The organism is Streptomyces sp. NPDC001502, from assembly GCF_042894785.1.
GTDB lineage: Bacteria > Actinomycetota > Actinomycetes > Streptomycetales > Streptomycetaceae > Streptomyces > Streptomyces kutzneri.
Map to the genome: position 1 here is coordinate 207,706 of NZ_JBIAVW010000002.1, position 19,204 is coordinate 226,909.

General features: G+C 72.1%; 21 protein-coding genes. 13 read left to right on the top strand and 8 right to left on the bottom strand.

Annotated elements, in window-relative coordinates:
• The first annotated feature begins 47 nt into the window (after positions 1-47).
• A complete protein-coding gene (locus tag ACFY0D_RS03300) occupies positions 48-1,532 on the top strand; it encodes an LVIVD repeat-containing protein (RefSeq protein WP_390796702.1) in 1,485 nt (494 codons plus the stop codon).
• A gap of 2 nt (positions 1,533-1,534) precedes the next feature.
• Here ACFY0D_RS03300 and ACFY0D_RS03305 read toward each other — a convergent pair whose 3' ends face one another.
• From ACFY0D_RS03305 to ACFY0D_RS03320, 4 genes are all read right to left on the bottom strand, one after another.
• Positions 1,535-2,200 (bottom strand): TetR/AcrR family transcriptional regulator, encoded by a 666-nt coding sequence (locus ACFY0D_RS03305; protein ID WP_390796703.1) that lies wholly within the window; start codon positions 2,198-2,200, stop codon positions 1,535-1,537.
• A 102-nt stretch (positions 2,201-2,302) separates the two neighbouring features.
• A complete protein-coding gene (locus tag ACFY0D_RS03310) occupies positions 2,303-2,992 on the bottom strand; it encodes a phosphatase PAP2 family protein (RefSeq protein ID WP_390796704.1) in 690 nt (229 codons plus the stop codon).
• A 66-nt stretch (positions 2,993-3,058) separates the two neighbouring features.
• A complete protein-coding gene (locus tag ACFY0D_RS03315; RefSeq protein ID WP_390796705.1) occupies positions 3,059-4,000 on the bottom strand; it encodes a M56 family metallopeptidase in 942 nt (313 codons plus the stop codon).
• 81 nt (positions 4,001-4,081) lie between these two features.
• A complete protein-coding gene (locus ACFY0D_RS03320; protein ID WP_390796706.1) occupies positions 4,082-4,636 on the bottom strand; it encodes a DUF5134 domain-containing protein in 555 nt (184 codons plus the stop codon).
• Positions 4,637-4,766: 130 nt separating this feature from the next.
• On the opposite strand from ACFY0D_RS03320, the gene ACFY0D_RS03325 reads away from it, so the two are divergent.
• Positions 4,767-5,306: a GNAT family N-acetyltransferase gene (locus ACFY0D_RS03325; RefSeq protein WP_390796707.1), complete on the top strand. Its 540-nt coding sequence runs from the start codon at positions 4,767-4,769 to the stop codon at positions 5,304-5,306.
• Between the two features lie 57 nt (positions 5,307-5,363).
• On the opposite strand, the gene ACFY0D_RS03330 is transcribed toward ACFY0D_RS03325, so the two are convergent.
• Both ACFY0D_RS03330 and ACFY0D_RS03335 read right to left on the bottom strand, forming a co-directional pair.
• Positions 5,364-6,056, bottom strand: coding sequence for a glycerophosphodiester phosphodiesterase (locus ACFY0D_RS03330; RefSeq protein ID WP_390796708.1), 693 nt, complete (start codon positions 6,054-6,056; stop codon positions 5,364-5,366).
• Between the two features lie 190 nt (positions 6,057-6,246).
• Complete coding sequence (locus ACFY0D_RS03335) at positions 6,247-6,873, bottom strand: PadR family transcriptional regulator (protein ID WP_390796709.1); 627 nt, start codon at positions 6,871-6,873, stop codon at positions 6,247-6,249.
• A gap of 49 nt (positions 6,874-6,922) precedes the next feature.
• Here ACFY0D_RS03335 and ACFY0D_RS03340 point away from each other — a divergent pair, with 49 nt between their 5' ends.
• From ACFY0D_RS03340 to ACFY0D_RS03360, 5 genes are all read left to right on the top strand, one after another.
• Positions 6,923-8,044: an LLM class flavin-dependent oxidoreductase gene (locus tag ACFY0D_RS03340; protein ID WP_390796710.1), complete on the top strand. Its 1,122-nt coding sequence runs from the start codon at positions 6,923-6,925 to the stop codon at positions 8,042-8,044.
• 246 nt (positions 8,045-8,290) lie between these two features.
• Positions 8,291-9,697, top strand: a complete 1,407-nt coding sequence (locus ACFY0D_RS03345) for a DUF6421 family protein (RefSeq protein ID WP_390796711.1) — start codon at positions 8,291-8,293, stop codon at positions 9,695-9,697.
• Between the two features lie 26 nt (positions 9,698-9,723).
• Positions 9,724-10,485 (top strand): SDR family NAD(P)-dependent oxidoreductase, encoded by a 762-nt coding sequence (locus ACFY0D_RS03350; RefSeq protein ID WP_351160740.1) that lies wholly within the window; start codon positions 9,724-9,726, stop codon positions 10,483-10,485.
• Positions 10,464-11,558 (top strand): threonine aldolase family protein, encoded by a 1,095-nt coding sequence (locus ACFY0D_RS03355; RefSeq protein WP_390796712.1) that lies wholly within the window; start codon positions 10,464-10,466, stop codon positions 11,556-11,558. The genes ACFY0D_RS03350 and ACFY0D_RS03355 overlap by 22 nt, the downstream gene beginning before the upstream one ends.
• A gap of 97 nt (positions 11,559-11,655) precedes the next feature.
• The gene (locus ACFY0D_RS03360; protein ID WP_390796713.1) at positions 11,656-12,255 is read left to right on the top strand and encodes a transglutaminase family protein; all 600 of its coding nucleotides are present in this window, start codon (positions 11,656-11,658) and stop codon (positions 12,253-12,255) included.
• On the opposite strand, the gene ACFY0D_RS03365 is transcribed toward ACFY0D_RS03360, so the two are convergent.
• Complete coding sequence (locus ACFY0D_RS03365; protein WP_390796714.1) at positions 12,191-13,453, bottom strand: MFS transporter; 1,263 nt, start codon at positions 13,451-13,453, stop codon at positions 12,191-12,193. The genes ACFY0D_RS03360 and ACFY0D_RS03365 overlap by 65 nt on opposite strands.
• An 81-nt stretch (positions 13,454-13,534) precedes the next feature.
• Here ACFY0D_RS03365 and ACFY0D_RS03370 point away from each other — a divergent pair, with 81 nt between their 5' ends.
• The 3 genes from ACFY0D_RS03370 to ACFY0D_RS03380 all read left to right on the top strand — a co-directional run bounded on the left by ACFY0D_RS03370 (position 13,535) and on the right by ACFY0D_RS03380 (position 15,950).
• Positions 13,535-14,113 (top strand): CGNR zinc finger domain-containing protein, encoded by a 579-nt coding sequence (locus ACFY0D_RS03370; RefSeq protein WP_390796715.1) that lies wholly within the window; start codon positions 13,535-13,537, stop codon positions 14,111-14,113.
• A 90-nt stretch (positions 14,114-14,203) separates the two neighbouring features.
• Entirely contained in the window at positions 14,204-15,427 is a 1,224-nt protein-coding gene (locus ACFY0D_RS03375; RefSeq protein ID WP_390796716.1) for an alginate lyase family protein, read from the top strand.
• A gap of 112 nt (positions 15,428-15,539) precedes the next feature.
• Positions 15,540-15,950 carry a hypothetical protein gene (locus ACFY0D_RS03380; protein WP_390796717.1) on the top strand — a complete coding sequence of 137 codons (411 nt, stop codon included), beginning with the start codon at positions 15,540-15,542 and terminating at the stop codon, positions 15,948-15,950.
• Between the two features lie 79 nt (positions 15,951-16,029).
• Here the strand turns inward: ACFY0D_RS03380 and ACFY0D_RS03385 are convergent, their stop codons facing one another.
• Positions 16,030-16,752, bottom strand: coding sequence for a lysophospholipid acyltransferase family protein (locus ACFY0D_RS03385; RefSeq protein ID WP_390796718.1), 723 nt, complete (start codon positions 16,750-16,752; stop codon positions 16,030-16,032).
• 235 nt (positions 16,753-16,987) lie between these two features.
• On the opposite strand from ACFY0D_RS03385, the gene ACFY0D_RS03390 reads away from it, so the two are divergent.
• From ACFY0D_RS03390 to ACFY0D_RS03400, 3 genes are all read left to right on the top strand, one after another.
• Positions 16,988-17,317, top strand: coding sequence for a thioredoxin family protein (locus ACFY0D_RS03390; RefSeq protein WP_351160729.1), 330 nt, complete (start codon positions 16,988-16,990; stop codon positions 17,315-17,317).
• Positions 17,318-17,596: 279 nt separating this feature from the next.
• Positions 17,597-18,181, top strand: coding sequence for a flavin reductase family protein (locus tag ACFY0D_RS03395; RefSeq protein ID WP_390796719.1), 585 nt, complete (start codon positions 17,597-17,599; stop codon positions 18,179-18,181).
• Positions 18,182-18,381: 200 nt separating this feature from the next.
• Positions 18,382-19,167, top strand: coding sequence for an electron transfer flavoprotein subunit beta/FixA family protein (locus ACFY0D_RS03400; protein ID WP_030012969.1), 786 nt, complete (start codon positions 18,382-18,384; stop codon positions 19,165-19,167).
• Positions 19,168-19,204 lie beyond the last annotated feature (37 nt).

Consider the following 19,204-nt stretch of genomic DNA (forward strand, 5'->3'; position numbering starts at 1 on the left):
CCGCTCCCTCGCGGGCGGAGCCGATCGGGCTCTCAAGGGAGGGCACAGTGACCTCGCTACACAGCAGGCGGGTACGGAACAGGAGGGTGGGGGTGGCCGTCGCCGCGGCCGGGCTCCTCACCACGCTCCTGGCGGCCGGACCGGCGGCCGCCACCCCCGACCCGGGCGACTTGGCGCCCGGCAGCGCGCATCAGCACGGCACCGGCCTCGCCGAGGGCCGGGAGCTCACCCCGGGCGACATCCCCGGCCAGGACGAGATCGTGCACAGCGCCAACGTCACGCACCTGGCCAACATCCCCAGCAGCGACCCCGCAGGGATCAACACCGACCTGGCCTTCCAGGGCAGGTACGCCTACGCGGGCAGCTACAGCGGCTTCACCATCTACGACATCGCGAACCCGAAGGCACCGAAGACGGTCACCCAGGTGCTCTGCCCCGGCGGCCAGAACGACATCTCCGTCCACGGTGACCTGCTCTTCCTCTCCACCGACTCCTCGCGCAGCGACGACTCCTGCAACAGCGTCTCGCAGCCCGCCACGGAGAAGTCCTCGTGGGAGGGCATCAAGATCTTCGACATCAAGGACAAGAAGAACCCCAAGTACATCAAGTCCGTCGAGACCGCCTGCGGTTCACACACCCACACCCTGGTGCCGGGCGACCGCGACATCTACCTCTACGTCGCCTCGTACTCCCCGAACGAGGCCTTCCCCGACTGCAAGCCGCCGCACGACGGCATCTCCGTCGTGAAGGTCCCGAAGAAGTCGCCGACGAAGGCCGCGGTCGTCGCCTTCCCGGTCCTCTTCCCCGACGGCGGCAACCCGGGCGCGCCCACCAACCCCGGCGTCTCCAAGACCACCGGCTGCCACGACATCACCGTGCTGCCGTCGAAGAACCTGGCCGCCGGCGCCTGCATGGGTGACGGCATCCTCTTCGACATCAGCAGGCCCGAGCAGCCGCGGGTCATCGACCGGGTCCAGGACAACGTGAACTTCGCGTTCTGGCACTCGGCCACCTTCAACGAGCGCGCGAACAAGGTGGTGTTCACCGACGAACTCGGCGGCGGTGGCGGTGCCACCTGCAACGAGGCGACCGGCCCCGACCGCGGCGCCGACGGGATCTACGACATCACCGGCCGCGGGGACCAGCGCAAACTCGCCTTCCGCGGCTACTTCAAGATCCCGCGCCACCAGGCCGACACCGAGAACTGCGTGGCCCACAACGGCTCGCTGGTCCCGGTAGGCGGCGGCCGCGACATCATGGTGCAGGCCTGGTACCAGGGCGGCGTCTCCGTATGGGAGTTCACCGACTCCGCCCGGCCCAGGGAGATCGCCTACTTCGAGCGCGGACCGCTGACGACGGACCAGCTCGGACTCGGCGGGTCCTGGTCGGCGTACTACTACAACGGGCACATCTACTCGAACGACATCGTCAAGGGCCTCGACGTGCTGCGGCTCGACGACCGGCGCACCGAGAGCGCCAGGTGGGTGCGGATGGACCGGCTCAACGTGCAGACCCAGCCCGAGTACCACTGACCTCAGGGGTGCGACGGGTGCGAAAGGTGCGAGGGGTGCGAGGGGGGTGAGGGAAACGTTCCGCCGGGCGGCCCGCCGTCCGGCGGAACGCCGAGCTCCCAGTCCAGCCCGTAGCGCTGGAACAGCTCCGCCCGCAGCCGCTGTGCCGGCATCGGGGCGCCGGGCAGCAGGATCGCCACGACCGCGCCCATCAGCAGGGCCCGCAGCAGCGGATAGTCCGTGTCCGGGTCCGCCGAGCCGTACCGGACGACGGTGTCCCGCAGCAGTTCCGCCAGCCGTTGCTGCTCGGGGCACTGCACGAAGCCCTCGGCCGTGAGGATGCCCGCCATGTGCGTGCGCATCAGCAGGGGTTCGTCCCGGGCGAGTCCCAGGACCGCGTCGACGGCACGCGCGAGCCGCTCGCGCCCGCACTCGCTGCGGGGCTCCCGCTCCAGCGCGGCGTACAGGGTGAGGTGCATCAGCCGGTGCACCGCGGACTGCAGCAACTGCCGTTTGCCCGGGAAGTAGTACGAGACCAGGCCGCGTGCCGCGCCCGCCCGGTCGGCGATGTCGCCGAGCGTCGTGGCCTCGTAGCCGTGCTCGGCCACGAGTTCGACCGTGGACTGCAACAGCCGCTCCCGGGAACGTCTGCGCAATTCTTCATTGACCGATGCGCTGCGCGGGGACATGCTTACTCCTGCGTTGACTGGCTCCTGGCCAATATACTCAGCGCACGGGGTCGCCTGCTCTGGGTGACACGGGGGATCATCCAGGGCAGGCACGCCGTACCCTCACCGTTCCACCGGGTCGCAGCCGCGTTCGCGGACGGGCACGGACGTCGCGAGAGCCACCAGGGCCACTCCCAGGAGCCAGCCCGCCAGCACGTCCGACGGCCAGTGCACCCCGAGGTACACGCGGGTGAAGCCGACCCCGAGCACCGAGACCACGGCCACCGCCCAGGCGGCCACGACCCAGCCGACCGGCACCCGGACCACCTGCCCCTCGGCGACCGGCGCCCGGCCCCGGGCCGGGCGGGGGAGCAGCCACAGGAGCAGCCCGCACACCACCGTCGCCGTCATGGCGTGGCCGGACGGGTAGGCCGCATACTGCGCCGAGTCCACCGGATCCGGCCACACCGGACGCTCCCGCCCCACCAGTGCCTTCAGCCCCTGCTGCAGTGCCGAGGCCGCCAGCGTCACCAGGGCCACCCGCAGTGCCCGCCCCCGGTCGCCCCGCCACCACAGCAGCACGCAGGCGATCGCCGCCAGCGCCCGCATGGTCCAGGGGTCCCACACCCAGTCGCTGAGCACCTGCATCAGGTGCGTGACCCCGGGGTGGGTGACGGCGTGGGCGTGGAGGTCCCGGGCGACCCGTTCGTCGTAGGCGAGCAGTGGCCGCCACTGCGCGACCACCAGCGCCGTCAGGACCGCCCCCAGCAGGGCGCAGCCGATGCCCGTCCACCGCAAGTGATCGTTCCGCATGTGGAGATCCTTGCACCGCCGCCTGCCGGGCGGCGTGGGACGGCGCCGGACGGCGCCGGGGCGTACCTACTGGGCGAGGGCGCTCAGCCCCGGTACGAAGGCCACCAGCAACGGGATCGCCGGGACCAGCGTGGCCAGTGCCGTCAGCCGCAGCCGACGACCGGGGGAGAGCCGCGGCGCCGCCGACAGCAGCCGGCGCACGCGCTGCGGAACGTGCGCGTGCTCGGGCGAGGAGGTCCCGAACACCCCCCGGTCCTCGTTGAGTCCGACCAGCGCCAGCGCGATCGTCAGCCGTCCGAACCGCCGGGAGGCCACGTCGTCGGCGGCCATCTCCACGAGCCGGTGCATCTCCGCCTCGAACGCCGCGAAGACCGGAACCTGCGGGAAGCCCCGGGCCAGCGCCCGCGAACAGTGCAGCAGCCAGTCGTGCCGGGCCGCCGCGTGCCCCTGCTCGTGCGCCAGCACCGCGTCCAGCTGGCTGCCCTTCAGCCGGCCCAGCGCCGCCGTCGTGACCACCAGCTGCGGGGCCGCTCCCGGCAGCCACCAGGCGTCCGGCCGGGGACCCTCCAGGACGACGAGCCGCGCGCCCGCCGGGTCCTCCCCGGGCAGCAGCGGGGCCCGTACCAGCAGGTCGCTGCCCTGCGCACGCCGCCGGGCCCGGGCCCGCAGCACCTCGCCGGTCAGCATCGCCCCGGTCCACAGCCCGCCGCCCGCCAGCGCGAGCGCGGTGACGGCGGCCCAGGGCCCGCCGGCCGCGCCCAGGGCGTAGGCGTCGACCACCCCGTGCGGGGCGGAGGCGAACAGCCGGCCCCGGACCGCCTGCCAGGCGGCCGCCGCGCTCAGCAGCATCGACAGTCCGAAGCACAGGAGCACGGCGCCGACCACGCACTGCCATACCCACAGGGCGACGACCGGTTCACGCTCGGGCCATCGGGCCCGGGCCAGCAGGCGGGGGGCGAGCACCGCGGTCAGGGCGCCGAGCAACAGGAGAACGGCGGGGACCATCATGGCCGCCAGCCTATGAGCGAGGGACTACCTGCGGGTACGCCCTCGGGTCATTGGTGACGCAGGACACGTCCGCCGGCGCCGTCACATCGTGAGCAGCATGGCCAACATCCCCATTCCCATGGCGAGTCGGCAGGCGCGGACGAGTTCGGCGGGTCCGCCCCGGCCGGCGGGCGGCCGCGGGGACACGGCGTCGCCCGCCGTGATCAGCCGGGTCCCGCCGAGCATCACGTACCCGGCGTAGTAGAGGAGCAGCGCACCCGTCAGCAGGGGTGGCCCGGCCACCTGGGAGTGCTCCGGCCCGTGCCCCGCCCCGGGCCCGGCCGGCAGGGTCATGTAGACCATCGTCAGCGAGCCCACCAGGTGGTGCGCGTGGTGCGGTCCGCCCCGCAGCAGCCACAGGGCGTGCAGGGCCGCACCGCAGAAGACCACACCCAGCACGGGCGCCCGCCACCCGTCGCCGCGCCCACCGAGGGGCACGGCCATCAGGGCCATCCCGAATCCCATCACCGCCTCCCCGGCGGCGCCGCCGTCCGAACCCCGCGCCCGGCGCAGGCAGTACGCACCGCTCACCGCACACAGCAGTACCACCAGCCAGGAGGAGACGGAGGTGGTCAGGGACGTGGCGGAACCGTGCACGGCAGAACCTCCCGGTTCGTCGGCGTCACGGGGAGAGATGCCCCTCTCACACCACGCTCACGCGGCTCCGGGATACGCTCTCCCTGCCTTCCAGGCATGTCATATGCCGCCGCACTGAACGGAGCGCCCGATGTCGACCGCCCAGCCCGCCGCCCTGAGTTTCCGAAGTGCCGTCGAGGCGGACGTGCCGGAACTGGTGGAACTCGTCGAGTCCGCCTACCGGGGCGACGCGAGCCGGGCCGGCTGGACCACCGAGGCCGACTACCTGGACGGGCAGCGCACCGACCCGGACGGGGTCCGCGGCGTCATCGCCGCCCCGGACGGGGTCCTGCTCGTCGTCGAGCGCGCGGGCGAGCTCGTCGCCTGCTGCCAGCTCGAACACCGGGACGACCACGTCTACTTCGGGATGTTCGCCGTCCGCCCCGGCCTCCAGGGCGGGGGCCTCGGCAAGGAGATCCTGGCCGAGGCCGAGCGCCGCGCCCGCGAGACGTGGGGCGCCAAGGAGATGCGGATGACGGTGGTGCACGTACGGGAGGAGCTCATCGCGTACTACGTGCGCCGCGGCTACCGGCGCACCGGCGAACTGAGCCCCTTCCCCTACGGTGACGAGCGCTTCGGCGTCCCGCTCCGCGACGACCTGGCCTTCGAGCTGCTGGTCAAGTCGCTCTGAGCCGGGGCCGGGGCCGGAGCCGTATCCGGAGCTGCGTCCGGAGCCGGGGCGCCGTCGTCAGGCGGTGAAGCGTCCGGTGCTGCGGATCTCCGGGAAGTCCGTGGCGGCGCCGTCCAGTCCGAGTGCCCGCGCGAGCCGCAGCAGGTCCAGGGTGTCGACGGCCCGGCCCGTCACGCGCAGGCCCGCCGCGTGCGCCGCGTCCACCGTCTCCAGGCTGAGCCGGTGGATGTCCACGGCGACCGTCGCGGCGCCCACGGCCAGCGCCCGGTCCACGACGGACCCGGCTCCGACGCCGGGGGAGGCCGCGTACAGGACGGTCCGTACGCCCGGCACCAGCCGGGCCGTTTCGGCGAGCACCGCCTCCTGGGCGGAGGCCACCTCCACCCGGGAGGTCAGGTCGTGGCGCAGGATCAGCTCCGCGAGCACCGCGGCGGTGGCCAGGTCGGCGACGAAGGCCTGGAGCGGCACCCGGACCGCGTCCAGGACCTCCTCCAGGACCGGCACGTGCTCGCCCCGACCGGCGTCCAGCTCGCGCAGCTCGGCCAGGGTCAGATCGGCGACGGCCCCCGAGCCGTCGGTGGTCCGGTCCACCTCGGGGTCGTGCACGGCGACGAGGGCTCCGTCCTTGCTCAGGCGCAGATCCAGAGCGATGACGTCCATGCCGCAACGTTCCGCTCGGAGGTACGACCGCAGGGTGTTCTCCGGTTCGACACCCATGACCCCGCGGTGACCGATGGTGAGGAAAGTCAAGGTTCTCTCGCTTCCGTCGACGGCGGCTCCCCGCGCGGCTTCGGTGTCCCGACCGGCCGCGCGCGATGAGGTCGCATGCTAGTGCGCCGCGGGTGCGAAGGGACCGGGCGTGCACGGCCCCGGAGGAGCGCCCCGGCCGCTTCCCGCCAGGGTTGTGCGCCCCACCGGGACCGGTGCCGCGCCTGTCGCGTCACCCGGGCGTGGGCGCGTCCCCGCCGGCTTGACGGCCCGGGTCCTCCTGGGTTCCGGCCAGCCCCTCCAGGTCGGTGAGCAGGGCCTCGGCGAGCTCCAGCTCGGCCAGGTGCTGCCGCTCGCTCCAGCGCAGCGCGAGGGTCGGGAAGGTCCATTCCGGTACGCCGCTCGCGTGCTCCAGGGCCTCCCGTACGGCGGCCAGCTCGCCCCGGGTGCGCTCCAGGTGCTCGCCGACCATGGCGCGCAGGCGCTGCGGCTCGGCCAGGTGGCCGAGCCAGATCCGCAGCAGCAGCCCGTGCTTGAGCACGGGGGGACCGGCCTCGCCGGTGTCGGCGGCCCAGCCGGCCAGCGCGCCCCGCCCCGCGTCGGTGATGGCGTAGCGCCGCTTGGCCCGCGCCTCCTCGGGTCCCGAGCGCACGGAGGCCGCGTAGCCCAGTTCCTCCAGACGGCGCAGCTCCGCGTAGATCTGGCTGATGGCCGGTGACCAGTAGAAGAAGCGCAGGGAGGAGTCCGCCCACTTCTTCAGCTCGTAGCCGGTCCGCTCGCCGGGGAAGGAGAGCAGGCCCAGAACGGCCCACGCGGTCGGCGGCAGCTCTTGCTTCTTCGACTCCTGACTACTAGTCATATTTCGAATTGAAGTGAGACCGGGTACGCGACGCAACCCTGGAGGCACAGTGAAATTCTCCGTGATCTTCGAAGCTCAGCTTGCCGACCCGACGGTGGAGCGGGAGCACCGGCTCATCCGTGACTGCGTCGAGCAGGCCGTGCTCGCCGAACGCATGGGATTCGACCGGATCTGGGCGGTCGAGCACCACTCGCTCAAGTGGTACGCCCACATGAGTGCCCCCGAGATCTTCCTGACCTGGGTCGCGGCCAGGACGAACACCATACGCATCGGTCACGGCGTCGTGTGCATGCCCTTCAACTTCAACCACCCGGTGCGGGTCGCCGAGCGGGCAGCCATGCTCGACCTGCTCTCGGGCGGGCGCCTGGACCTCGGGGCCGGGCGCGGGGGCACCGAGCAGGAGACCTCGCTGTGCGGGGTGGACCGGGACCGCACCACGGCCGAGGTCGAGGAGGCCCTGCGGATCATCGGCAGCGCCTGGCAGGAGGAGGAGCTGGAGTACCACGGCGAGCTGATCGACATCGACCCGCACCCGATCCTGCCGAGGCCGCGGCAGACCCCGCACCCGCCGCTGTTCCTGGCGTGCAGCCGGGGCGAGACCCTGGTCCAGGCCGCCGAGCTGGGGATCGGGGCGCTGGTGATGGGCTTCGCCGGCCCCGAGTCCATCGTGCGGATGCGGTCCGTCTACGACGCGGCGATCGCCGGGCGCGACGGGAGCCGGTTCGTGTCCACCGTGGTCAACGACCACTTCTCCGTCCTCTGCCCGACCGTCGTGCTCGACGACCGGGAGGAGGCGCGCCGGATCGGGACCCGCGGGCAGCGGTTCTTCGCCCAGTCCATCGGGCACTGGTACGGCGGGGCCGGCGTCCCGGACGAGGCCGTGGTGGCGGGCGCCGACGAGGCCGCGGAGATGCGCAGGGCCGCCGAGCAGGTGGTGGCCCGGCTGCACGAGCTGGACATCCCGGTCCGGCCGGCCGGGGCGGCCACCTTCAACGCCGACCACGCCTACGGGACCGCCGACGACGCCATCGCGTACGCCGAGCGGCTCAGGGAGGCGGGCGCCGACGAGATCATGTGCCTGATCCAGATGGGCACGGTGGAGCAGGAGGCCTGCCTGGAGACCCTGAGGCAATGGGGCGAAAAGGTCATTCCGTACTTCCGGGGCGCATGATGGGTGTGTGATGTGCGCCTCTGTCGCCCGTCGGGTCCCGCCCGCCCCGGCCCGGCCGCTTTGCCTGCCGCTGGCCGGGAAGCCTTGGCGCAATTGGGCGGAGTGGTCGGTTCCGCGCTGACGAACGGGAAGACTTCCGGTGAAATGGGGGGTGACGCAGGATAATTTCCCGAGTTCCCTCTTGAGGGGGAGAGCCTCGCACGCATACGCTGCCCATACGTGAGGTTCTCCTGTGGAGGAAGTGACATGACGGAAACTCTTGTGCCCGGTACCGGCGGCGCCGTGATAACCGCTGGAGCGCGGGTGGTCGACCACCCCGCGTGGCCCGAGCTCAAGGCCGCCGTGGAGGAGATCCGGCCCTGGCAGGCCAAGGACGGCTCCATCGACTTCGAGGTCGAGGGCGCGCACGGCCGTGCCACCGTCCTGGCCGCGGTGGAACGTGTGATCACGGCGGTCGAGACGCTGTCGCCGCTGCTCCCGCACGGGGCCGCGTACCACCAGGCCCTCGTCGCCGACCTGCGCAAGTGGGCCGCGGACGACTTCAAGGTGCCGGACTTCCTCGACTCCCTGCTGGCCTTCCACCCGGCCGCCGAGCGCGCCGACGGGCTCCAGCACCTCGTCGTCTTCCCCATGTACACCCAGAACGGCAACCTGGACCGCAACCTGGAAGCCGTCGTGCTCAAGATGGTGTGGCCCGAGTGGCTCGCCGAGCTGGAGCGCACCCGGTACGACAACCCGCTCTTCCTCGGCATCACCTTCGAGGACTTCACCCCGGGCTACGACACCCACTCCGCCGTGCTCTTCCCGGAGACCATCGCCGTGCGCGAGGCTCCCGAGCGCTTCACCTGGGGCGGCATCTTCTGCGACCGCGAGGCCGCCCGCTACCGCAAGGTGACCGAGGCCGCCGTCGACATCCTGGGCATCGACCTGCCCGAGGACATCGCCCGCATGGTCGAGGACCAGGAGCGCTGCGAGAAGGCCTTCGTCCTGTGGGACATGGTCCACGACCGCACCCACAGCCACGGCGACCTGCCGTTCGACCCCTTCATGATCAAGCAGCGCCAGCCGTTCTGGATGTACGGCCTGGAGGAGCTGCGCTGCGACCTCACCGCCTTCAAGGAGGCCGTGAAGCTGGAGTCCGAGGGCAACGAGCACGGCCGTGACGTGCAGTACGCCGTCCTCTTCGACCGGATGTTCCGCTTCCCGGTCTCCGGCGACCGCAACCGCAACTACGACGGTCTCGGCGGCCAGCTGCTCTTCGCCTACCTCCACAAGCACGACGTCGTGCGCTGGACGGACAACAAGCTGAAGATCGACTGGATGCGCGCCCCGCAGGTCACCAACCAGCTGTGCGGCGAGATCGAGGACCTGTACCGGGCCGGCATCGACCGCCCGAAGCTCGTGCACTGGTTCAAGGCGTACGAGCTGGTCTCCACCTACCTCGCCCCGCACCCGGGTTCCAAGTGGGCCAAGGGCGCCGACGCCCTGGACCTGACGCAGCCGCCGCGCAAGCTCGTGGACGACGTGCTTCCGGACGAGTTTCCGCTCAGCATGTTCTTTGAGGCGCTCGCCAAGAAGCTCAAGGGGACGATCGCCGCAACCAAGGGCATCACCGCCCTGAACGCAGAGCAGGCCGAGCGAGTCGCCGCGTGAGCACTCGCCCACAGGAGGCTGCACAGATGAACGGCTCCGGGAACGGCAACGGAAAGCTGCACGGAGCGGTGGTGGCGGTGGCCGGGGCCGGCGGGCCCGCCGGCCGCGCCACCCTGCTCCGCCTCGCCGAGGCGGGTGCGGTGGTCATCGCGTCCGACGCCGATCCGGCGCGGCTCGCGGAGGCCGTGGACGCGGCGCGCTACGCCCACGGTGGCGCCACCATCACCGGTGACACCGTCGACCTGCTCGACCTGGACGCCACCAAGGCCTGGGCCGAGCAGACCGAGCAGGAGTTCGGCCGGATCGACGGCCTGGTGCACCTCGTCGGCGGCTGGCGCGGCAGCAAGACCTTCACCGATACGGACCTCGCGGACTGGACCTTCCTGGAGAAGCTCCTCATCCGCACGGTCCAGCACACCTCGCTGGCCTTCCACGACGGGCTGCTGCGCAGCGACCGCGGGCGCTACGTGCTGATCAGCCAGTCCGGGGCGCACAAGCCGGTCGCCAACAACGCCGCGTACAACGCGGGCAAGGCGGCGGCCGAGGCCTGGACCCTGGCCATGGCTGACTCCTTCCGCAAGGCGGGGGGTGACGAGGGCCCCGGCGCGGCAGCTGCGATCCTGGTCATCAAGGCACTGGTGCACGAGGCGATGCGCGCCGAGCGTCCCAATGCGAAGTTCGCGGGCTTCACCGACGTGACGGAGCTGGCCGAGGCCATCGCCGGCGTCTGGGAGCGGCCCGCCATCGATGTGAACGGACAGCGTCTGTGGCTCACTCCGCAACCGTGAGAACCGAGGCAGGGAAGACCGACGCCCGGCGCCACCACGACCCGGCGGTGCGCGGGTTCGCGAGCGACAACTACGCGGGCGTGCATCCGGAGGTCCTGGCCGCCATCGCGCTCGCCAACGGCGGCCACCAGGTCGCCTACGGCGAGGACGACTACACCGAACACCTGCAGAAGGTCATACGCAGCCACTTCGGGCCGTACGCGGAAGCCTTCCCGGTCTTCAACGGCACCGGCGCGAACGTCACCGCCCTCCAGGCGATGACGGACCGCTGGGGTGCCGTGATCTGCGCCAAGAGCGCCCACATCAACGTGGACGAGGGCGGCGCGCCGGAGCGGATGGCGGGCCTCAAGCTGCTCGCCGTACCGACCCCGGACGGCAAGCTCACCCCCGAGCTGATCGACCAGGAGGCCTGGGGCTTCGAGGACGAGCACCGGGCGATGCCGCAGGTCGTGTCGATCACCCAGAACACCGAGCTGGGCACGGTCTACACCCCGGACGAGATCCGGGCGATCTGCGAGCACGCCCACGGGCTCGGCATGAAGGTCCACCTCGACGGTGCCCGGATAGCCAACGCCGCGGCCTCCCTCGACGTGCCGATGCGCGCCTTCACGAACGCGGTGGGCGTGGACGTGCTGTCGTACGGCGGCACCAAGAACGGCATGATGTTCGGCGAAGCCGTGGTGGTGCTCAACCCGGACGCGGTCCGGCAGATGAAGCACATCCGCAAGATGTCGATGCAGCTCGCGTCCAAGATGCGCTTCGTGTCGGTGCAGCTGGAGGCCTTGCTCGCCAAGGACCTGTGGCTGCGCAACGCCCGGCACGCCAACGCGATGGCGCGGCGGCTCGCCGCAGGCGTGCGCGAGACGGACGGCGTGGAGATCCTCTACCCGGTGCAGGCGAACGCGGTGTTCGCGCGGCTGCCGCACGAGGTCTCGCGGCGACTGCAGAAGCGTTACCGCTTCTACTTCTGGGACGAGGTCGCGGGTGACGTCCGCTGGATGTGCGGTTTCGACACCCAGGAAGAGGACGTGGACGGCTTCCTCCAGGCGCTGAAGGAAGAGCTGGCGCGCTAGCGGGCACCTCACGAGGATCCACACGGCGATCTGCATAGCTATACCCTCGACCGTAAATCTATTGATCTACGGTCGGGGGTTTGCCTATGCTCCGGCCATGCAGCTGATCCAACAGAGCCCCGATATTCACGCCTACTTGGCGTCCGACGAGGCGATCGACCACTGGAATCCGGTCGTACAGGAAACCGCCGACACCCTGTGGTCCGCCAGCGGCGACGCATATGCATACGCCAAGGCCGCCTTCGAGTTCGTCCGCGACGCCATCCCGCACTCGGGCGATTCCGGCGACCCGCGCGTCGCCTGGCGCGCGTCCGACGTCCTCAGCGCGCCGGGCGGCATCTGCTACGCGAAAGCCCACGCCCTCGTCGCCCTGCTGCGCGCCCAGGGCATCCCGGGGGCCCTGTGCTACCAGCGCCTCGCCGACGACGACGGCACGAACCCCGTCGTGCACGGCCTGGTCGCCCTGCGGCTGCCCGGCGGCGCACGCTGGTCCCGCCTCGACCCGCGCGGCAACAAACCCGGCGTGGACGCCCGGTTCGACCTCGACGAGGAACGACTGGCCTTTCCCGTACGCCCGGAACTCGGCGAGATCGACTATCCCGAGCTCTACGCCGCCCCGCACCCGGCCGCGCTCAAGGCCCTTCAGGAGTCCGCGGACCGGTCGCAGTTGTGGCGGAACCTGCCGACGGCTCTGTAGCCCCGGTGCGGGCGGGCCGACCGGGCAGCCCGGGCCGCCCGGGCTCGCGCACCGCCGTCAGGGCGTGCAGCAGCGCCGATGCGAGCAGCAGCCCGGCGATCCCGGTCAGCAGCGCCGCCGCGGGCACGTCGGCCGCGACCCCCACCAGGGCCGCCCCGGTCGACGCCGCCGTCACCTTCAGCCCCGCGCCCAGGGTGAACACCTGGGTCCGCACCCCGTCCGGCGCGTACCGCGCGCGGATCCGCAGTGTGGCCGTGAGCAGCGGCCCGTCGCACACCCCGGCGAGCGCGAACAGCGCCGCCGTCACGGCCACCGACGGGGCGAACGCGGCCGCCGCGAGTGCCGCCCCGGTCCCGGCCAGCGCCCACCGCACCAGCCGGCCGGAGTCCATGGACGTGATGCGGCCCAGCGTGAGCGAGCCGCCCAGCGCGCCCACCGCGAAGGCCGTCATCAGCACGCCCCCGCCGCCCGGGCTGCCGAGCTCCGTGGCCAGCAGCACCGAGACGGTGGTGAGGGAGCCGATGCCCACGAAGCCCAGGGTCGTGGCCGAGGTGACCGCCCGCAGCTCACGGACCCGCCACAGGGCCGTGAGCCCCGCGCCCAGCCCGGCCCGGGGTGCGCCCGGGACCGGGCCCGCGCCCCGGCCCTCGTACGGGAGGGTGGCCGCCAGCGCGGCCGCCAGGGCTCCGGACCCCGCCAGGACGGCCATGGCGGGCCCGGCCGAGCCCAGCGCCGCGACCAGGCCGACCGCTGCCGGCGCGGTGACGGCCGCCGCGTTGTAGGTCGCGGCGTCCCAGCCGTACGCCCGGTCCCGACCGGGTCCTGCCGGAACCAGGCCGGTGATCAGGCTGGACAGCCCGCCCGTCACCATCGGCCCGCAGGAGCCGCCGAGCGCCGCCACGGCCAGCACCAGCGGTACGGGAGCCCGGCCGAGCAGGACGGTCAGCGCCGCGACGGCCGTCGCGAACCCGGCCAGGGCGCCGGCGTGGAACAGCCGCGGCCGGCGGGCCCGGGCGGCAGCGGCACCCGCGAGCGGGGCCGCCAGGACGTGCGGGGCCAGCCAGGCCGTCAGGACGAACGCCCCGTGCGCCGCGCTCCCGGTGCGCTCCAGGGCCAGCAGCACCACGGCCATGCCCATGCCCTCCGAGGCGATGCGCGCGGCCAGTGCCGCCGCCAGGTACCGCCCGAAACCGCCCATGGGACCCCTCCCCGGTATGCTGTAACGCAATAGACGCACAAGACGTTACGTCATACGCGTGTAGGGCGAAAGGATGTGGGGATGGGTGACGCGCGGGACGGCTTCTCGGCGGCGCGGAGGCTGATCGACCTCGCCGAAGCGGTCCGGGCGACCCCCGAACTGCCGCGCGCCGAGCTCGCGGAGCTGCTGGCCGGGCACGGGGAACGTCCCGCCGACCTCACGGAGGAGGCGTTCCCCGAGGCGAGCGCGGCCGAACTGCGCGCCGCGGCCCGGCGGATGGCGGAGGTGCTCGGAGAGGGCGACGAAGACCGCGCCGCCGAGGCCCTGAACGCACTGTTCGCGGAGTGCGGCACCCGCCCCCGGCTGACCCGGCATGACGGCCACCCCTGGCACCTGCACGTCGACCGGGGCGAGGAGGCCGGCTGGGGCGATTGGTTCCTGGCCTCGGGCGCGCTCGCGCTCGCCCAACTGCTCACGGAGTACGGGCGGATCGCCTGGGGCGCCTGCGCCGCGGCGGGCTGCGGGCGGTTCTTCCTCGCCACCGGGCCGGGGAGCGCGCGCCGCTACTGCTCCCGCAGTTGTGCCACGCGGGCGCGGGTCGCGGCCCACCGCCGCCGGAGGCGGGAGGAGGGGGAGGGGGAGGGGGAGGCGGGGCGCTGATAGGAAACTTTCTTGTCAGACATCGTTGTCACTTGGCATGGGCATGAGTATCTTCGGGCCACCGGAACCCCTCCCACCGGAAGGCCCCCCATGCGTTTCGGAATCCCCGCCGGTCTCACCGCCCTCGCCCTCGGCCTGGCGATGACCCTGATCCCCCTCCCCACCCTCGCGGCGCCCGCGGCTCCGGCCGCCCCCGCCCCCACCGCCGCCGCACCTGCCGCTCCCGCGAAGTTCGCCCACCCCGGAGTCCTGAACAGCCGCGCCCAACTGGACTTCGTACGCACCCAGGTGCAGGCCGGCCGACAGCCCTGGAAGGCGGCCTACGACCAGATGCTGGCCAGTGGGTACGGCTCGCTCTCGCGCACCCCCCGGCCGCGCGAGGTCGTCGAGTGCGGCTCCTACTCCAACCCGGACAACGGCTGCTCCGAGGAGCGCGAGGACGCCATCGCCGCGTACAGCCACGCGCTCGCCTGGTACATCACCCGGGACGCCAGGTACGCGAAGAAGTCGATCGAGCTGATGGACGCCTGGTCTGCGAAGATCAAGGATCACACCAACAGCAACGCGCCGCTGCAGAGCGGCTGGGCCGGCTCGACCTGGCCGCGCGCCGCCGAGATCGTCAAGCACACGTACACCGGCGGCTGGCCGAACCAGGGGCGCTTCGCGGCCATGCTGCGCGACGTCTACCTGCCCGAGGTGATCGGCGGCAGGCCGAACAGCAACGGCAACTGGGAGCTGATCATGATGGACGCGGCCGTCGGCATCGCGGTCCACCTCGACGACCGCGCGAGCTACGACCAGGCGATGGCCGTCTACCTGGGGCGCGTCCCCGCCTACTTCTACCTGGCCGCCGACGGCCCGCAGCCCGCGTACCCGCCGCGCTCGTCCATCGACACCCGCGCCGAGCTGATCGCCTACTGGCACGGCCAGAGCACCTTCGTGGACGGACTCGCCCAGGAGACCTGCCGCGACTTCGGCCACACCGGCATGGGGATCGCCGCGGCCATGCACGTCGCCGAGACCTCACGGATCCAGGGCCGCGACCTCTACCCGCAGTTCAAGGACCGGTTCCGGCACGCGCTCGGCTTCCACGCGGCCTACGAACTCGGCGCGGCCGTGCCCTCCTGGCTGTGCGGCGGGAAGCTGACCACGGGCATCGGCCCGGCCACCGAGGTCGGCTACAACGCCCTGCACACCCGGCTCGGCGTCACCCTGGAGAACACCCGCAGGCTCACCGAGGGCCGCCGCCCGGCGGGCACCGAGAACCACTTCGAGGCCTGGGAGACCCTCACGCACGCCGACAACCCGAGCTGAGGTCGCGGGCTCTTCGATCCGTCAAGCCACGAGATCCAGCGGCATGACGGGACGCGGCCGGCGGGGCGTACTGGAGGGGACCATTCCGGCTTCCTTCACGAGGAGAACGGCCATGCCCCACCCCTTGCGCCCCCGACGCCTCGCCCTGCTCGTAGCCTCGACCGCCATCGCAGCGGGAGGCGCGCTCCTGCCCACGACCGCCTTCGCCGCCACCCCGACGGCGCCGCACCAGGTCGTGGCGGACGGCACGTGGCAGTGCTTCGCCGCCCCGTGCGAACCCCCCGGCAGCACCGGCCCGGAAAAGGACGGTCACGACAAGGGGGACCACCACGACAAGCGGGGCCACGACAAGGGGAACCGCCACGACAAGGGGAACCGCCACGACAAGTGGGACCGCCACGACAAGAACGGTGAGCACCGTCCCGGCAGGAACGACGGCGGCGGGGTGCACGTCCCGGAGGGGGAGCAGCAGTGGCAGTGCTTCGCCGCTCCGTGCGAGCCCCCCAGCGGTGCCCGGAAGTGAGTGCCGGCCATCCGGGCTCCGGTCTCGGCCTCCAGGACCCGGTGGTGGTCCGGGAGACCGACGTCATGAGCGGAGGGGATCAGCCGGCCTCGCGGACCTCGGCCGCCGTCGGCGCGGTGCCGCCCAGGTGGGCCGGGAGCCACCACGAGTCGTCGGCGCCCTTGGGCTTGTCCGGGTAGGCGCGCTGCGCGGCGTCCAGCAGCTCCTGCACGCGCTCGCGCAGCCGGCGGGTGATGGCGCCGGCGTACTGGTCGGCCGGGGCCTCCACGGGCTCGCCCACGCGCATCGTCACCGGGATGTGGCTGCGCTTGAGGTTCTTCGGGCGGCCCTTGGTCCACAGCCGCTGGGTGCCCCACAGCGCCACCGGGATCAGCGGGACCCCGGCCTCCTGCGCCATGCGCGCGGCGCCCGACTTGAAGCTCTTGAGCGTGAAGGACTGGGAGATCGTCGCCTCCGGGAAGACGCCGATGATCTCGCCGGCCCGCAGCGAGTCCAGGGCGTGCTGGTACGCGTCCTCACCCTGCTTGCGGTCGACGGGGATGTGCTTCATCGCGCGCATCAGCGGACCGGACACCTTGTGCCGGAACACCGACTCCTTGGCCATGAAACGGACCAGGCGCTTCTGCGGCCGCGCCGTCAGGCCGGCGAAGATGAAGTCGAGGTATCCGATGTGGTTCGACACCAGGACCGCACCGCCCTTGCGGGGGATGTTCTCGGTGCCCTTCATGTCGATACGGATGTCCAGCGCGCGGAAGAGTCCGTGCGCGGCGCCGATCACGGGAGGGTAGACGAGCTCAGCCATGGTGGGGAGACCCCGCTTTCTGCCTGGGGAGGTGCTCCCGGCCGGAAGTTACGGAAGCGTAGGTACGCGACCATGGGGATCGTGCCCCATACGCGGCCCGCTGGCCAGTCCAGAAGCCCCTGCCAGGGGAGATTCTCATCACGCCGGGAATGCCGCGGGCCCGTGGGGCGCTCCGATCCACGGACGAGCGTACGAGGATGATGTGCACGGACGAATACGGCGAGGGGAGCGCGGGGTGCCCGGGCAGGAAGACGCGCGGACCCGGCTGGGCGCGGCCGAACTGGGAGCGGAACCGGGGGAGCGGGCCAGCCTGGTGCAGTTCTCCAGCGCCTTCTGCCAGCCCTGCCGGGCCACGCGGCGGATCCTCGCCGAGGTCGCCGCGATGGTGGACGGGGTGGCGCACATCGAGATCGACGCGGAGGAGCGGCTCGAACTGGTGCGGGCCCTCGGGATCGAGAAGACCCCGACCGTGCTGGTCCTGGACTCGGCCGGCAGGATCGTGCGGCGGGCGGCCGGAATGCCGCGCAAGGTGGACGTGATCGCCGCCCTCGGGGCCGCCGTATGACGCGCGGCCCGGCCGCCGGGCGGACCGACACGGCAGGACCGGGGGCGCCGGTGCGCGCGCCCGCACACAGCGTGACGCGCCTGACATCTGCCCGATCTCGCTTGACTGCGTCCACGGGAGATCGCCACGCTGGCCGTATGCGGTATGAACTCCTGCTCTACGGACGGGTCCATGTGGACCTCGTCCGCCACGCGAGCGCGCGCTGTCGGGGCCACTGAACAGCCCGGCCCCCGATCCCCGACAGCGCCCGCGTGTCCCGCGGCAGAAGGCAGAACCCTGATGACTGCTCCGACAGTCCCGACGGTCCCGGTCGTTCCCACGGCTCCGTCCCCCCGTTCCCCTCTTTCCCCCCGTTCCGGCGCCGCAGCGGCCACCGGCACGGTCCGCACCGGCTCGCCCGACCTGCTGCGCTCGGTCTTCCGGCAGCACGCCGCAGGGGTCGCCGTGATCACCGCCCAGGACGGCGGCCGCCCGGTGGGGTTCACCGCCACCTCGCTCAACTCCGTCTCCGCCGATCCGCCGCTGCTGTCCTTCACGATCTCCACCGGGGCCTCCAGCTGGCCCGCGGTGCGCGACAGCGAGTACCTCGGCGTCCACATACTCGGCGAGCACCAACGGGAGCTGGCCGGACTGTTCGCCCGGAGCGGAGCCGACCGCTTCGGCCCGCCGACCGGCTGGGCCACCGGCCCGCACGGGGTGCCGGTGCTGGACGGCGTACTGGCGTGGCTGGTCTGCCGGGTCGTCGCACGTGTGCCCGCAGGCGAACATCGTGTGATCATCGCTGAGGCGGTCGTCGGGGATCCGGCCGGGGAAGGCCGCCCCCTGCTGTACCACCAGGGGCGCTTCAACGCGTTGCGCGACTGAATCGTCCCTGCTTGGAAGGGTCGGGTGGCGTTGGGCAGATCACAGCTCACCAGCCTTGCGACTTGGCGGGACCCACTGTGTACTGACGAGTAACATTCCCTTCGGAGCGCGGGCCGCCCCGACCGGGATCCGCCCGACAAGGCGCCTATGCTGCCTGCATAAGGCGGTACCAGAAAAGACGATGCGGTAGGAGAGCCGGCGTGAGCCTGAGGATCGTTGTCTGTGTGAAGTACGTGCCCGACGCCACGGGCGACCGGCAGTTCACCGAGGACTTGACCGTCAACCGTGACGACGTCGACGGCCTGCTGTCGGAGCTCGACGAGTACGCCGTCGAGCAGGCGCTGCAGATCGCCGACGAGGCCGACGATGCCGAGATCACCGTTCTGACGGTGGGCCCCGAGGACGCCAAGGACGCGCTGCGCAAGGCGCTCTCGATGGGCGCCGACAAGGCCATCCACGTCGAGGACGACGACCTGCACGGCAGCGACGTCATGGGCACCTCGCTGGTGCTCGCCAAGGCGATCGAGAAGGCCGGCTACGACCTGGTCATCACCGGCATGGCGTCGACCGACGGCACCATGGGCGTGCTGCCGGCGATCCTGGCCGAGCGCCTGGGCGTCCCGCAGGTCACCCTGCTCTCCGAGGTCAAGGTCGAGGACGGCACCGTGACCGGCCGCCGCGACGGCGACACCGCGAGCGAGCAGCTGGAGGCCTCCCTCCCCGCGCTCGTCTCGGTGACGGACCAGTCGGGCGAGGCCCGCTACCCGTCCTTCAAGGGCATCATGGCCGCCAAGAAGAAGCCGGTCGAGTCCTGGGACCTGTCCGACCTGGACCTGGAGTCCGACGAGGTCGGCCTTGAGGGCTCCTGGACCGCGGTCGACTCCGCGGCGCAGCGCCCGGCCCGCACCGCCGGCACGATCGTCAAGGACGAGGGCGAGGGCGGCAAGCAGCTGGCCGAGTTCCTGGCCGGCCAGAAGTTCATCTAAGAACCTCGGCCACCCCTCTTAGCCCCCAGACACTTCG